Origin of the sequence: Roseivirga spongicola (assembly GCF_034376045.1) — a bacterium.
GTDB classification, from domain to species: domain Bacteria; phylum Bacteroidota; class Bacteroidia; order Cytophagales; family Cyclobacteriaceae; genus Roseivirga; species Roseivirga spongicola.
The window spans coordinates 2,725,965-2,739,107 of sequence record NZ_CP139724.1 but is presented as its reverse complement, the minus strand read 5'-3'; the positions used below and the strand labels follow the sequence as shown (position 1 = coordinate 2,739,107).

Below are 13,143 nucleotides of genomic sequence, written 5' to 3'. Positions count from 1 at the left end.
CCTAGAATCAATAAAGAGCCTTGTTAAAGCGCAAGGCTCTTTTACCTTTTACTAATCTTGTTTCTGGTAATATCACGCTGCTGATTACTTCTGAACTTTTTGGATGACTGAAGTGCTGAATGCTTGGTTTTCCTTCCTTGAACTCTGGCTCTCCACATTTCGAAGGAACTTGGTTTCATCTCTTTTCTCATCAACTTGATAACCTCTTTCTCAGGTAGACCAAACTGTTGTTCAATAGCATCGAAAGGGGTCCTATCTTCCCACGCCATTTCAATAACTCTATCTATATCTTCAAAAGACAAACCATGTTTCTCAATCATACTCAATAAATATACTTTTAGACCTAAATGTTTGAAATTCAAACAAAAAAGAACCCCTACACGTATTGCAGGGGTTTCCAACCATCAACTTAACCAGAATCACTATAGCATAGTGATTTGCTCTTGAAACTCTGTCATTGGCAGAGCAGTCTCTTTGAGCGCTTTAAAGCCTCCTTTTATGTTTACAGCATTGTAATAACCTGACGATAAAAGAATAGATGTGGCTATCATAGATCTGTAACCACCCGCGCAGTGTATATACCATTTACTCTGACTGTCTAGATTATTAAGGTTAGTGTTTATAAAATCTAGTGGAAAATTGGTTGCTCCCTTAATGTGCTGCGATTCGAATTCGCTCTCTTTCCTCACATCTAATAAGTTCGCCCCATTCTCAAAGATAGATACAAACTCTTCTGCTGAAACTTGCTCAACCCTCTGAACCTCTTCACCTGCATTGCGCCATGCTTTAATGCCACCTTTCAGAAAGCCTAAGGCATTATCGTAGCCTACTCTAGACAGGCGAACAACTACTTCTTCTTCCTTTCCCTCTTCGGCTAAGAAGACAATTGGGGTATTTAAATCGGTAATCAAAGCACCTACCCATGGCGCGAACGTATCGTCAATTCCAATAAATATTGAATTTGGAATAAAGCCTTCAGCAAACTGCTCCTTAGGTCGCGTATCCAAAATAAGCGCCTTATTCTTTCGTACTACTTGCTTAAATTCTTTTACATCTAGACCAATGACACCTTGCTCCAGTATTTGATCGATACTCTCATAACCCATTTTGTTCATTACTGCATTTTTCGGGAAGTATTGAGGCGGTGCAACAAGGTCTGACGTAACTTCTTGTACAAACTCCTCCTTAGTCATATCTGCTCTCAGTGCATAGTTGAATTTCTTTTGATTTCCGAGGGTATCAACAGTATCCGAACTCATATTCTTTCCGCATGCAGAACCTTGCCCATGACCAGGATAAACAATAACATCATCTGCTAAGGGCATAATTTTATTTCTAAGTGAATCGAACAAATGAGCTGCTAAATCTTCTCTAGACAAATCTGTTTTCACCGCCAGATCTGGTCGGCCAACATCGCCCAAAAACAAGGTATCACCTGTAAAAATTGAATGTTCTTTCCCCGCTTCATCAATTAAGAGAAAGGTTGAAGACTCCATGGTGTGACCTGGCGTGTGTAGTACCTTGATCTTTACATTTCCCAGTTGAAACACCTCACCATCTGTTGCTACATGAGCTTTAAAGTTTGGCTGGGCAGTAGGGCCGTAAACAATTGTTGCTCCAGTTTTCTTAGCTAAATCCAAATGACCAGAGACAAAATCTGCATGAAAGTGAGTCTCCAGGACATACTTAATGGTTGCTCCATTTTGCTTAGCCATTTCAATATATGGCTCAACTTCTCTCAAAGGGTCTACAATGGCCGCTTCACCGTTCGACTCGATGTAGTAAGCTGCCTCGGCAAGACATTGGGTGTAAATCTGTTCTATTTTCATATCTGAGTACTTTTTCCGATCAATGACTCAAAGTTGGAAAAAGCCTCATTTGCCTTGCGTAACCTATGTTACCTCATAAACTGATATATATCAGGATTCTATAGCACTTCAACCAGTATCAATTTTTGAATACATTTTTTTGCTGTTAACAACTATTGGAATATTTTCGTGGGAGCTCAAGAAATTGTGCCAACCAAACTAAGATTATGACTAACATCTTGCTCGTGGAGGATCGCGAGATTCTTAGGACATTGTTTTCGGATTTAATCGAAAACTATTGGCCTGATGAAAAACCTCTTTCAATAAACACATGCGGCTTTGAGTCTGCCGAAAAGCTGATCTCTGAGAAGGAGTATCAGATTTACGTTTTCAATATATCTACCAATAGTGCTTCTAACTTTAGCTTAGTCAAGCAGCTAGTGCAAAAAGGCCATTGCAATAAGTCTAAGATAATTATCACTTCTGTAGATAAGCCTCCAACCATAACTACAGACCAAGAAGTAGAAATTCACTATTGTAATGAAGACAACTTTACTGCAGAGTGCCTACCACTTATGGTTCAGTAAGCGACTACTTTTTCTTTTCTATTCCGAAAGTTAATTTGTAGTATTCCATGATAGGCTGAAAAGGGCCATACTTATGTTGCTCAGCAGAAAAATTATCTCGCCAAGGCCCGTAGGGTGTAGAAACAGGCTTTAGCTCCTTCTTTGGAAAATCGGCTTCAGGGTTTGCCTTCTGAGGTCTATCAAAACTGTTAATGTAAGCTGCCACATGGTAGGCCTCTTCATCGGTTAACACTGGCTTATCGTAAGTAGCTTGTTGAAATGGCATATTGGATTTAATGAACTCTGCAGCGGTGATTACTCGGTGCATTCCCGCTCCATGATTGTAAGAATCATTGCCCCATAATGGTGGAAACTCATAGAGCGCACCTTCATTTGGTCTCACCCCTTGTCCATCTGCTCCATGGCAAACAATACAATACTTCTGAAAAATCGTTTCCCCTTTAGAAAGATCTGCCTTTACTTCAGGTAGGTCAATAGCCACATACCCCTTATACTCAGCGAGTTTCTCTTCAGGCACATCTTCACTTAGCCACTTCATATAGGCTATCATGCCTTTCATTTCTAGTGTATTATGAGGCAGTTTTTGCCCATTCATACTGCGCTCCATACAGCCATCAATTCTTTCCTCCAAGGTGCCCATTTTGTCTTCGCGCCCTCGGTATTGAGGAAATCGGTTATAGACGCCCACGAAGCTTCCAGACCCTGGCTTAGTTCCGGCTTCTAAATGACAGCTCTGACAGGTAAGGTTATTCCCAGCAAATTGCATTTCCTCTTTTTCTGCCAAAGGACCAATAAGCTCAGGAGTTCTAGTAATTACATCATATCCTAACTTGATCAATGAAGCTTTTTCTTCGCCCTCCAAATCGGTAGTTATAGATTTAGGCTTCCAAACGAGGTTATTTGGTTTATGCTGAATGAGACCTATATGCAGTGCCACAAGGCCAAATAATGCAGAGAAAACAAGCAATACTATTGTACTGAGTAATAACCGAATTCTAAAAAGCAATTTGTCCATTTTTCCCATCTCCTTAGAAAAAGTTCAAGTAACCATTCTCTCTAAAGTGGATATACACCAAAATACTCAGTTTTTGATTCCGAACATATCAAAAGCTATATACTAGGCTTAAATCTGTATGAAAAAAGTCTGCATTATTAATTATCACTGATGAGTCGGAGATAGAGTTGTCCGACAGAAACCTATAAGCTACTAATGTTTCCAAGCTTAAACTACTTAGATTTTTTATGGGCTTAACTTTTAAAACAGCATCCCAATGAATGTGAGAAGGCAACTTGTATTTATTGCTTTCAACATCACTCGGTTTTGGCAAACGGTTGTAGGCGATTGAGCTGGTAAATTGATAGCTCATTTGCTCATCAGACCAAGCTTTTTGCCACTTAAACATAAGAGATATTGCATCCCTGACGCCTTCAATTCGTGTTCTTCTTTGAAAAGTATAGAAAGGCTCGTAACCCCACTCTCTTGGCATTAAAAACCTTCCGGCATCACTGATTCTAGAAACATTCAGTTGCATTGAATTATCCTTCCATTGCTTCTCAAGTCTCAAACCAAAATACAAAACCGATTGATCTACCTTATAAGTCCTGCTTTGATCGGAATTACCACCACTGCCTAAGCGTTCTTGATACATAACCTTTGCAGCAATACTCAAGCGGCTTTCAGAAAGTTGTAACCTCGGTTCAACTAGGAAGGTGTTCATCACCCCCTCAACCAAATAATTCCAAATATCTAAAGAGAGCCCTCCACTAAAAAGCTTATTATAATTGGCTACCAGCAAAAAATCAGATGCTATATTATTGCGGTAACCACTCGGAGATCCATCTTTATTAAAACCAACTCCTGCAACACCTAATGAACGCCCTATCTTTTCAAAATCTCCAGAAAATCTTGGCATAGACTTATGTATAATGGCCAATTGCCACGAGGCATTCTCAGCTTTATAATTCTCATACCAAATACCTTCTAAAGCATTAGGAAAAGGCCATTGCTCAGCTTTTAAAGCTTGAGCATTCTTAACAAACCTACCGACAGTTAGTATTTGTCCGTTGTGATTGAACTCAGCGTTAAGAACGGGAAGTGCAAACTCAGAATGAGCACTCATAGTTCTTAAGTTGAAAAGGTTAGCCTCATAAATTGGCCCTCTTCCCGTTATAGCATCTCGTTTCTCCAAGTTTTCTGTGCTTGGCAGGAAAACTCCATTAACCTGACCGGAAAAACTCAGCCAAGATTTAAGCCCATAACTTACCTTATAAGAACCATAGCCCACAAAAGCATTAAAATCAGTCAGTTCACCCTTGTTATTGGTAGACATATAGCGCATTGCCACAGCACCTTTTGTCTGAAATGGCTTTTCGTCTTGAGCCAGTAAAACTGTTACTGAAAAAGTAAGAACCGTGAAAACTATAAAAACCTTCTTCAACCCTAATGAGGCAGTTTATGCTTTATTCTTCCGTAAACGTAAGTTCCCAAAATTCCTGAAGCAATAGCCACAATAATTACGAAAACTCCATTTCCTAATAGAATAAACATTGGTCCCGGGCAAGCGCCAGTCATTGCCCAACCCAGTCCGAAAATGGTTCCACCAATAAGGTAACGTGGTATAGAAAACTGCTTAGGCGGAATAACAATTGGGTCGCCCGAGATGGCCTTCATTTTAGTACGCTTGATAATCTGAGTAATAATGATTCCCAAGACCACTGCAGTACCAATAACACCATACATGTGGAAAGACTGAAATTTGAACATTTCGTAAATCCTGAACCAAGAAACCACCTCTGCTTTGGTGAGGGTAATACCGAATAGAATACCCAGAAAGATATATTTTATGAATTTCATAAGTCTAGATTTAAAGGGAAAGAAGATGAGGCAATAGCAAGTGCGTCATAACCAGACCACCAATGAAGAAACCTATCACAGCTACCAAAGAGGCTGGCTGAAGATCGCTCAAGCCACTAATGGCGTGCCCACTGGTACAACCACCTGCATAGCGTGTTCCGAAGCCAACCAAAAAGCCTCCTACCACAAACATAATGAGGCCTTTTAGGCTGAATAGTGACTCAAAACTGAAGAGATCTTGAGGTACAATGCCCTCTCCAGGGTTGGCAATTCCCAGCTCTCGCAAATCTGCCACAGTAGCTTCTGATATGGCAATAGTGGCATCTGGCATTAGGTATTGATGAGCAATGAAGCCTCCAATTACTGTTCCTGCCAAGAACAAAAGGTTCCAAGTTTGCTTTCTCCAATCAAAGTCGAAGAAGTCACAAGACCTGCCCCCGCCTAACATGGAGCACATATTTCTGAAGTTTGCAGAAAGGCCAAAACTGTTGCCAAAATAGAGCAATGCGAACATTACAATGGCAATAATGGACCCGGCAACATACCACGGCCATGGCTGTTGAATGAATTCAATAAGATTGTTCATTTGATTTTTTATATGACCCCGAGCCTGAAGTGGCTCAGGGCAATTATTAGTTTAGAGTGCTTGGACAAACATAATCCGTTACTGGAATACCTACCTCCTGAATGGCTTTAAAGCCACCAGCTACATCGATAATTTTATCGTATCCTCTTGATTTTAAGATGGAAGAGAAGATCATAGATCGGTAACCACCGGCACAGTGAATGTAGTACTCAGTGTTTTTATCAATTCTTGCCATTTCATCGTTGATGAAATCTAGTGGCGTGTTTTTCGCTTTTTCAATGTGTTCTGCCAAGTATTCTCCAGGCTTTCTCACATCTAAGACATTGGCAGTTCCTTCTTCGAGTTTTTCCTTCAATACATCAGCTCCAACGGAAGTTACTGAATCAATCTCTTTTCCGGCTGCTCTCCAGGCTTCCATTCCATCTTTCAAATAGCCAAGCGTATTGTCATACCCTACTCTAGAAAGTCGGGTCACCACTTCTTCTTCTCTACCTTCATCGGCTAAGAAAATAATAGGTTGCTGAAGATCAGGAATCAAAGCTCCTACCCAAGGGGCAAAGCTCCCATCGATACCAATGAAGATTGAGTTAGGAATAAAACCCTTGGCAAACTCCTGAGGCTTTCTGGTATCTAACACCAAAGCGCCTTCGTGATTGGCCATAGCTTCGAAAGTCTCTACACTCAAAGCTACCTTTCCAGTTTCGAGTATCTTATCGATGCCATCCGTATTGGCAGATTTGTTCATGGCCACATTTTGAGCAAAATATTGAGGAGGTGGAAGCAAACCATCGGTCACTTCTTTGATGAACTCCTCTTTGGTCATATCAGCCCTCAAAGCATAGTTTACTTTCTTCTGATTGCCCAAACTGTCTGTGGTTTCCTTGCTCATGTTTTTTCCACAAGCCGAACCAGCACCATGAGCAGGATAAACAATTACATCGTCTGGCAAGGTCATGATTTTCTCTCTCAGGCTATCGAATAACATTCCCGCCAAATCTTCTTGCGTAATGTCGCCCTTTTGAGCCAAATCAGGTCTACCTACATCTCCGATAAATAGCGTATCTCCACTGAAGATTGCATGCTCTTTTCCTTCTTCATCAATAAGTAAGTAGGTAGAGCTTTCCAGCGTATGACCTGGAGTGTGCAATACTTTAATTTTCACATCGCCCAGCTCAAAGATTTCTCCGTCAGTTGCCTTATGGCTATCGAACTCAGTTTTTGCGCCTGGTCCATAAACTATGGTTGCGCCTGTTTTCTTGGCTAAGTCCACATGACCAGAAACAAAGTCTGCATGGAAATGTGTCTCGAAAATGTATTTGATAGTGGCCTTATTTTTTTCGGCCATAGAAAGGTATGGATGTACCTCTCTGAGCGGATCGATGATAGCTACCTCGCCCTTACTTTCAATGTAGTAAGCTCCTTGCGCTAAACAACCCGTGTAAATTTGATCTATTTTCATTTTGCTTTTCTTTTCTCGTTAAGTCGATATAAAGACAAGGTCAGTGTAAATTACGTTCCAACTTCTGAAAGCTGAAGTAACTTAAGTTACATTAGGCATTGGTTTGACTAACCAAGTGCGCTCTTCCATCTTCAAACTTACCTGATAGACAGTAATTTACTGCATCGTTGGTAGTTAAAAAGAAGGCATGTTTCTCACCTTTCTTAATCAATTCGTTTTTATAAAATGCATCTCTTACCGGGCCAATTACCTCGGCAAAAAGCATGGTAATGTTCTTCTCTTCTAAACTTTCAATAAGCTCGCGAAGTCCAATGACTCCGGTAGCATCTATGTAGGCTACCGAAGCGGCATCTAAAACCACATACTTTAGCTCACCATTTCTCTTTTGCACCTCATTCATCACCTTGTCTTTAATGGTTTGAATGTTGACAAAAGCAAAAGGAGCGTCCACCCTCAACACCAACAGTTCTGGCCAGGTTTCCAACTCATTAAAACGTTTTACATTTCTATATTCTTCAATACCTTTTACCCTTCCTAGCACAGCCATATGTGGGTTTGCCGCTTTGAAAAGAAGAATTAAGATGGATAGAATAATACCAGTAACTATACCCGGCACCATACTGAACTGCAGCGTCACAATAAAAGTAGCTAACAGCAGACCGAACTCCACTTTGTTGGTTTTCCATAGGATTCTTACATAGCCTATATCTATAAGGCCAGAAACGGCTACCATTATAATTGAAGCTAAAATAGCATGTGGCAAATTGTAGAACAGCGGAGTGAGGAACAGCAACGTCAATGCTACCAAAACAGCCGAAATAATAGAGGCTAAAGGCGTATTGGCACCTGCCTGATGGTTTACTGCTGAGCGTGAAAAGCCACCTGTAACTGGGTAACTTTGAAATAGTGAGCCGACAATATTTGATGCGCCCAAGGCTATCAATTCTTGGTTTGGAATCACCTTATAATCTCTTCTTTTGGCTTCAATGGCTTTAGCTACAGAGAAAGCCTCCATAAATGCTACTACGGCAATGGTTAGTGAAAGTGGAAGCAGCTTTTGAATAGTCTCGATTGAGAAATCTGGAATGATGAGTGACGGCAATCCACTTGGTACTTCTTTCACTATACTTACGCCTTTAGCCTCTAGCCCAAATACCGCCACAACCAGAATACCTATAACAACCGCCACCAAAGCGCCTGGAATCTTTTTGTTGATCTTTTTCGCTCCTTTGATGAGAATAATTCCAGCAATACCTAGAAGCAAAGTGAGCAGATGTGTTTCATCGATTTGACTGATAGCACTACCAATAATTCGATGTACTTGATTACTTTTTTCTAGCTCAACCCCGAGGAAATACTTCAGCTGATTCAATCCAATAATCAATGCGGCCGCTGAAGTGAATCCACTGATAACAGGCTTGGCTAACAGATTGGTGATAAAACCCATTCTAATTACGCCTAGCAGAAATTGAGCAGTTCCCATAAAGAAGGCCAACATAATAGCGTAAGTGATGTATGCTTCGCTCCCTTCCATGGCCATCACTGATACCCCAGTTGCTACCAAGAGGGAATCCATTGCTACTGGAGCTACTGAAAGTTGACGAGAAGTACCGAAGATAGCATATATAATCTGAGGTACTACTGAAGCATAAAGACCATAAACTGGTGGTAAGCCCGCGATAAGCGCATACGCCATTCCTTGAGGAATTAGCATTACCCCTACCGTTAAGCCGGCAAATAAATCACCGCTTAGGTCTGACTTTTTGTAGTTCGGTAACCAAGAGAGTATGGGTAAAAACTGCTTCACTTTATTCTGATTTAGCTGACACAAAAGTAGGCCAGCTCAGAAGCTGTAAAAGTAACTAAAGTTACGAAAGCTGATAAATGATCATCAGTTGGTTATTTGGCATTTGTCTCGAATCTTCTCAATTTCAAGCATTGGGCGCATCTAAAATCAAAAAACTTCTAACTCTAATTACTCTGATGATTGTTGGGGAAGCTATTTTCTTCCTTCCCTTTGTAATTACTAGAGTGTTCAGACCCACCTTTCTAACTGTTTTTGAGCTAGACAACCTTGAACTGGGAACAGCCTTTTCTGTATACGGAATTGTAGCTATGGCTTCTTACTTTTTTGGTGGGCCTATTGCCGATAGGTATTCACCAAAAAAGTTATTAATCTTTTCTCTAATTGCCACCGCTTTAGCTGGGCTAATAATGGCCGGAATCCCTTCATTAACTACTTTGACCATACTTTACGGTTTTTGGGGCTTGAGCACTATTCTGTTTTTCTGGGCCGCATTCATTAAAGGCATTAGACAGTTTGGTGGCGAAGAATCTCAAGGAAAATCTCAAGGCTTAGTTGATGGTGGTAGAGGATTTGTAGCTGCTTTAATAGCCTCCTCCTCTGTTTTTTTATTGGATGCACTACTTCCTGTTTCGGCCGATCAAGCAACCAAGAATCAACTAGAAAATGGATTAAGCCTCATTATTATATTCTTTTCAATTTTAGTTCTGCTCACAGCAGTGCTCGTATGGAAAGCGCTGCCCAGTGCAACTTTAAAGACGACTGAGAAAGTTGAAAAAATGAGCCTAAGCGGTGTAAAAAAGGCTATCTCTCACCGGTCAGTTTGGCTCCAGGCCATCATTCTACTTTGTGCATACGTGGGCTATAAATGTACAGACGATTTTGGCCTTTATGCGCAAGATGCCTTTGGCTATGATGATGTTGAATCGGCACACATTGCGACCATCTCCTTCTGGATGCGACCTATTGCTGCCGCTTTGGCTGGTTTTTTAGGTGATAAACTGGTTCATTCCAAAATAACCAAGGCATGCTTTGTTATTCTCATATTAGGTTCAATAATAATCAGTTCTGGTGTTCTTGGCGGAGATATTTTTCTTCTCATAGCCCTAACACTTGCCAGCACAAGCCTAGGAATTTATGGACTCAGAGGCCTCTACTATGCCCTTTTTCAAGAGTCGAAAATACCACTATCCTATGCAGGAGCTGCCATTGGCTTTATTTCTGTCATTGGCTATACTCCAGATGTTTTTATGGGTCCACTGATGGGCGTTTTATTAGATAATAATCCTGGTGAACTTGGACATCAATACTTATTTGGTGTTCTGGCTGTTTTTGGAGTTATAGGCTTGATGGCTTCAGTTTTATTTGGAAAGGATAGCTCTGTAACTGGCGAAGAAAGCCAGAGTATTTAACCTCGCTATAAGTACACTTTCTCAAAGCCTATAATTTGGCTATTTTACAAATGTCAATTCAACCTTATGCAAAACATTAAACTCACTTTAGCCATTTTGGTCATGGCCATTTTTGGCTGTCAATCCAATAACAGTCAACCAACCGAAACTAAAACCAAAGCATCTTATCAAGACCTTGTTCAGCTTTTCAAAGATTGGCGGGCATTTGAAAATCCTCCTATACTCAACGGTACACCTGACTATACAAAAGTAACTTTTGAAATACGTTGGCCCGAGTTTAAAACACTACAAACGCAGCTACATTCGATGGACACTACTGGCTGGTCAATCCCTGAGCAAGTAGACTATCATATTGTTTGGGCTGAAATGAATGGTTATGATTTTAATCATCGTGTACTAAAACCATGGCAAAGAGACCCAGCATTTTACAAAGTAATTTGGATGCACAGAAGCGATGTACCAGCCCATGAAGGCCCAACCAATCACGGAACCGTTGAGGTATGGACGTATAACTTTCCTCTTATCGCTGATAAAAAGGACGAGTTTCTTCAAGGTATTAAGACAATTCCCACATTTAATGAGCAAGCCAAAGAAAACTTAACCGGCAATGCCAGAGACCTTTGGATAGCCGGAATTAGAGACATCAAAACGCAATCTCAAGACTTGGAGTCCTTGAAATCATTGGCTGGAGTTGCTGAAGATAACTCTTTGATGGACGCCATTGACCAAGCCATTTCATCGACAAATGAATTAGCAGAATGGCTAGAAAATGAGTCTACATCTAAAACCGGTCCTTCAGGCATAGGCAAAGAAAACTACTCTTGGTACTTGCAAAATGTGCATTTAGTGCCGCTCACCTGGGAAGATGAGGTAATGATACTCAAAAGGGAGTTGGCCAGGGCCTGGTCTGCCTTAAAGCTAGAAGAACATCGCAACCGCAAATTGCCTGAGCTTACTGCGGCTGGCTCGCCAGAAGAATATGATGCCATGGCCGATAGATCTGCCAAGAGCTTGCTGAAGTTTCTAGACGAAGAGGAAATAGTTACTGTAAAAGACTATTTCGAACCAGCCTTGAGAGCACATTTAGGAGAGTTTATACCTAAAGAAAAGCGAAACTTCTTTACCATTGGCGAGCACTTTGATGCCCGCCCCTTATACTCTCATTTTTACCACTGGTTTGAACTGGCCAGAATGGACAATGAACCTCACCCCAGCGAAATTAGAAGAGAGCCTTTACTCTACAATATCTTCGATTCGAGAAATGAAGGTACTGCCACCGCTGTAGAAGAGATGTTTATGGATGCCGGGCTATATGAGGATGATCCGAGAGTAAGGGAAATTGTGCTCATCATGATTGCGCAAAGAGCAGCTCGTGGATTAGGCTCCCTATACGCTCACGCCAATGAAATGACCATGGAAGAGGCAGGTGGTATTCATTCAGAATTCACTCCTAGAGGCTGGATGAAAACCGAAAAGGAACTGCTTATTTTTGAACAACATTTGTACCTCAGACAACCAGGCTACGGCACCAGCTACATTACTGGAAAGTATCTTTTAGAAGCTGCTATGGCTGATTATGCTAGACTGAATGAAGATGACTTCAAGCTAAAAGACTTCTTCGACCAACTGAACTCAATTGGCTCAATACCTATTGCGCTTGGTCATTGGCAAATGACAGGAGTTAATGATCAGGTATTAAGCATTACCACAAAAGAAGACTGATTGATTTCATTGATTAAACACAAACTATAAACCTCTATCAAACACTGAATAAGGCATACACAGTCTTATCATTTAAGATTACATCAATTATCACCTGAAAAAAAATAGAATGCATCATACTGAATATCAACCAATTGAAAATTGATGTAAAATATTTTTAACATAGAGTACAACTTTTTTTACCTTTAGTACGTCATTTTTTACATAAGGTCAAATTTATCATACTAAGCAATAAGTCATGGATTATCGTGAAAACAAGAATTGGGTCAACATGCTGGCAGCTATTATAGTACCAGCAGTCTATTTCTTCTTTATTTTTCAAGACTCGCCACAAGAAGGATTAAACACAGATGAACTGCTCAAATTTTGGGGCAAGCAAATGATGGTGTATATACTAGTGGCCATTGGAGTTAGAATAGGAATTGAAATATTATACGCCATAATCTATTCAGCCATAACAAAAGAGGCTGTTCCCAAGACAGACGAAAGAGACAGGCTCATAGAGCTTAAATCCAAGAACATCAGCCAAATCATTTTCATCTTCGGGATTATTGCCGGAATGGGTGCTCTGGCTATGGAAAAGTCTGTCAACAGTTTCTTTTTAGCATTTTTAATTGGAGGCGTTATTTCAGAGCTAGTTGAAAACACCATCCAACTGGTTTACTATAAAAGAGGATTTTAATGGCGAAGTATAAGATTGAAAATAAGATAAGAACGCTTCGCTTTATGAACGATGAGATGACACAGCAACAGTTAGCAGATAAGGTAGATGTATCTCGTCAAACAATTGTGGCCATAGAAAAGGGAAAATACTCTCCTACACTTGAGTTGGCCTTTAAAATAGCACAGGTCTTTCAGGTTCCTTTGCATGAAGTTTTTTCCTACGAGCCCGAGGTAAAGTAAATCAAGAC

Annotated in this window: 13 protein-coding genes; 5 read left to right on the top strand and 8 right to left on the bottom strand. The window is 40.6% G+C overall.

The genetic code is table 11. The features are described from left to right. Positions 1-41: 41 nt before the first annotated feature. Together T7867_RS12170 and T7867_RS12165 are read right to left on the bottom strand one after the other, a co-directional pair. Positions 42-320, bottom strand: coding sequence for a TIGR03643 family protein (locus T7867_RS12170; RefSeq protein ID WP_322299349.1), 279 nt, complete (start codon positions 318-320; stop codon positions 42-44). Positions 321-422: 102 nt separating this feature from the next. Beyond that, positions 423-1,829 (bottom strand): MBL fold metallo-hydrolase, encoded by a 1,407-nt coding sequence (locus tag T7867_RS12165; protein WP_322299348.1) that lies wholly within the window; start codon positions 1,827-1,829, stop codon positions 423-425. A gap of 206 nt (positions 1,830-2,035) precedes the next feature. Here T7867_RS12165 and T7867_RS12160 point away from each other — a divergent pair, with 206 nt between their 5' ends. Next, positions 2,036-2,395, top strand: a complete 360-nt coding sequence (locus tag T7867_RS12160) for a hypothetical protein (protein WP_322299347.1) — start codon at positions 2,036-2,038, stop codon at positions 2,393-2,395. 4 nt (positions 2,396-2,399) lie between these two features. Here the strand turns inward: T7867_RS12160 and T7867_RS12155 are convergent, their stop codons facing one another. From T7867_RS12155 to T7867_RS12130, 6 genes are all read right to left on the bottom strand, one after another. Next, on the bottom strand, positions 2,400-3,410 hold the full coding sequence (locus tag T7867_RS12155; protein ID WP_084375775.1) for a c-type cytochrome: 1,011 nt from the start codon (positions 3,408-3,410) through the stop codon (positions 2,400-2,402). A gap of 88 nt (positions 3,411-3,498) precedes the next feature. Further along, positions 3,499-4,833 (bottom strand): hypothetical protein, encoded by a 1,335-nt coding sequence (locus T7867_RS12150; protein WP_322299346.1) that lies wholly within the window; start codon positions 4,831-4,833, stop codon positions 3,499-3,501. A 2-nt stretch (positions 4,834-4,835) separates the two neighbouring features. Beyond that, positions 4,836-5,249: a YeeE/YedE family protein gene (locus T7867_RS12145; protein WP_273275365.1), complete on the bottom strand. Its 414-nt coding sequence runs from the start codon at positions 5,247-5,249 to the stop codon at positions 4,836-4,838. A 10-nt stretch (positions 5,250-5,259) separates the two neighbouring features. Further along, positions 5,260-5,835 (bottom strand): YeeE/YedE family protein, encoded by a 576-nt coding sequence (locus T7867_RS12140; protein WP_322299345.1) that lies wholly within the window; start codon positions 5,833-5,835, stop codon positions 5,260-5,262. A gap of 46 nt (positions 5,836-5,881) precedes the next feature. After that, complete coding sequence (locus T7867_RS12135) at positions 5,882-7,294, bottom strand: MBL fold metallo-hydrolase (protein ID WP_322299344.1); 1,413 nt, start codon at positions 7,292-7,294, stop codon at positions 5,882-5,884. A 91-nt stretch (positions 7,295-7,385) separates the two neighbouring features. Continuing rightward, positions 7,386-9,101: a SulP family inorganic anion transporter gene (locus tag T7867_RS12130; protein ID WP_322299343.1), complete on the bottom strand. Its 1,716-nt coding sequence runs from the start codon at positions 9,099-9,101 to the stop codon at positions 7,386-7,388. 176 nt (positions 9,102-9,277) lie between these two features. Here T7867_RS12130 and T7867_RS12125 point away from each other — a divergent pair, with 176 nt between their 5' ends. The 4 genes from T7867_RS12125 to T7867_RS12110 all read left to right on the top strand — a co-directional run bounded on the left by T7867_RS12125 (position 9,278) and on the right by T7867_RS12110 (position 13,135). Then, a complete protein-coding gene (locus T7867_RS12125) occupies positions 9,278-10,510 on the top strand; it encodes an MFS transporter (protein WP_322299342.1) in 1,233 nt (410 codons plus the stop codon). A gap of 66 nt (positions 10,511-10,576) precedes the next feature. After that, on the top strand, positions 10,577-12,232 hold the full coding sequence (locus T7867_RS12120) for a DUF885 family protein (protein WP_322299341.1): 1,656 nt from the start codon (positions 10,577-10,579) through the stop codon (positions 12,230-12,232). 238 nt (positions 12,233-12,470) lie between these two features. After that, entirely contained in the window at positions 12,471-12,914 is a 444-nt protein-coding gene (locus T7867_RS12115; RefSeq protein WP_068224949.1) for a hypothetical protein, read from the top strand. Continuing rightward, the gene (locus T7867_RS12110; protein ID WP_068224947.1) at positions 12,914-13,135 is read left to right on the top strand and encodes a helix-turn-helix transcriptional regulator; all 222 of its coding nucleotides are present in this window, start codon (positions 12,914-12,916) and stop codon (positions 13,133-13,135) included. Before T7867_RS12115 ends, T7867_RS12110 begins: the two co-directional genes overlap by 1 nt. The last annotated feature ends 8 nt before the right edge of the window (positions 13,136-13,143 follow it).

What these genes read in the sequence shown, in the direction of transcription:
- T7867_RS12170 (WP_322299349.1), bottom strand. Translation starts at nt 320, where the DNA reads ATGATTGAGAAACATGGTTTGTCTTTTGAAGATATAGATAGAGTTATT.
- T7867_RS12165 (WP_322299348.1), bottom strand. Translation starts at nt 1,829, where the DNA reads ATGAAAATAGAACAGATTTACACCCAATGTCTTGCCGAGGCAGCTTAC.
- T7867_RS12160 (WP_322299347.1), top strand. Translation starts at nt 2,036, where the DNA reads ATGACTAACATCTTGCTCGTGGAGGATCGCGAGATTCTTAGGACATTG.
- T7867_RS12155 (WP_084375775.1), bottom strand. Translation starts at nt 3,410, where the DNA reads ATGGACAAATTGCTTTTTAGAATTCGGTTATTACTCAGTACAATAGTA.
- T7867_RS12145 (WP_273275365.1), bottom strand. Translation starts at nt 5,249, where the DNA reads ATGAAATTCATAAAATATATCTTTCTGGGTATTCTATTCGGTATTACC.
- T7867_RS12140 (WP_322299345.1), bottom strand. Translation starts at nt 5,835, where the DNA reads ATGAACAATCTTATTGAATTCATTCAACAGCCATGGCCGTGGTATGTT.
- T7867_RS12135 (WP_322299344.1), bottom strand. Translation starts at nt 7,294, where the DNA reads ATGAAAATAGATCAAATTTACACGGGTTGTTTAGCGCAAGGAGCTTAC.
- T7867_RS12125 (WP_322299342.1), top strand. Translation starts at nt 9,278, where the DNA reads ATGATTGTTGGGGAAGCTATTTTCTTCCTTCCCTTTGTAATTACTAGA.
- T7867_RS12120 (WP_322299341.1), top strand. Translation starts at nt 10,577, where the DNA reads ATGCAAAACATTAAACTCACTTTAGCCATTTTGGTCATGGCCATTTTT.
- T7867_RS12115 (WP_068224949.1), top strand. Translation starts at nt 12,471, where the DNA reads ATGGATTATCGTGAAAACAAGAATTGGGTCAACATGCTGGCAGCTATT.
- T7867_RS12110 (WP_068224947.1), top strand. Translation starts at nt 12,914, where the DNA reads ATGGCGAAGTATAAGATTGAAAATAAGATAAGAACGCTTCGCTTTATG.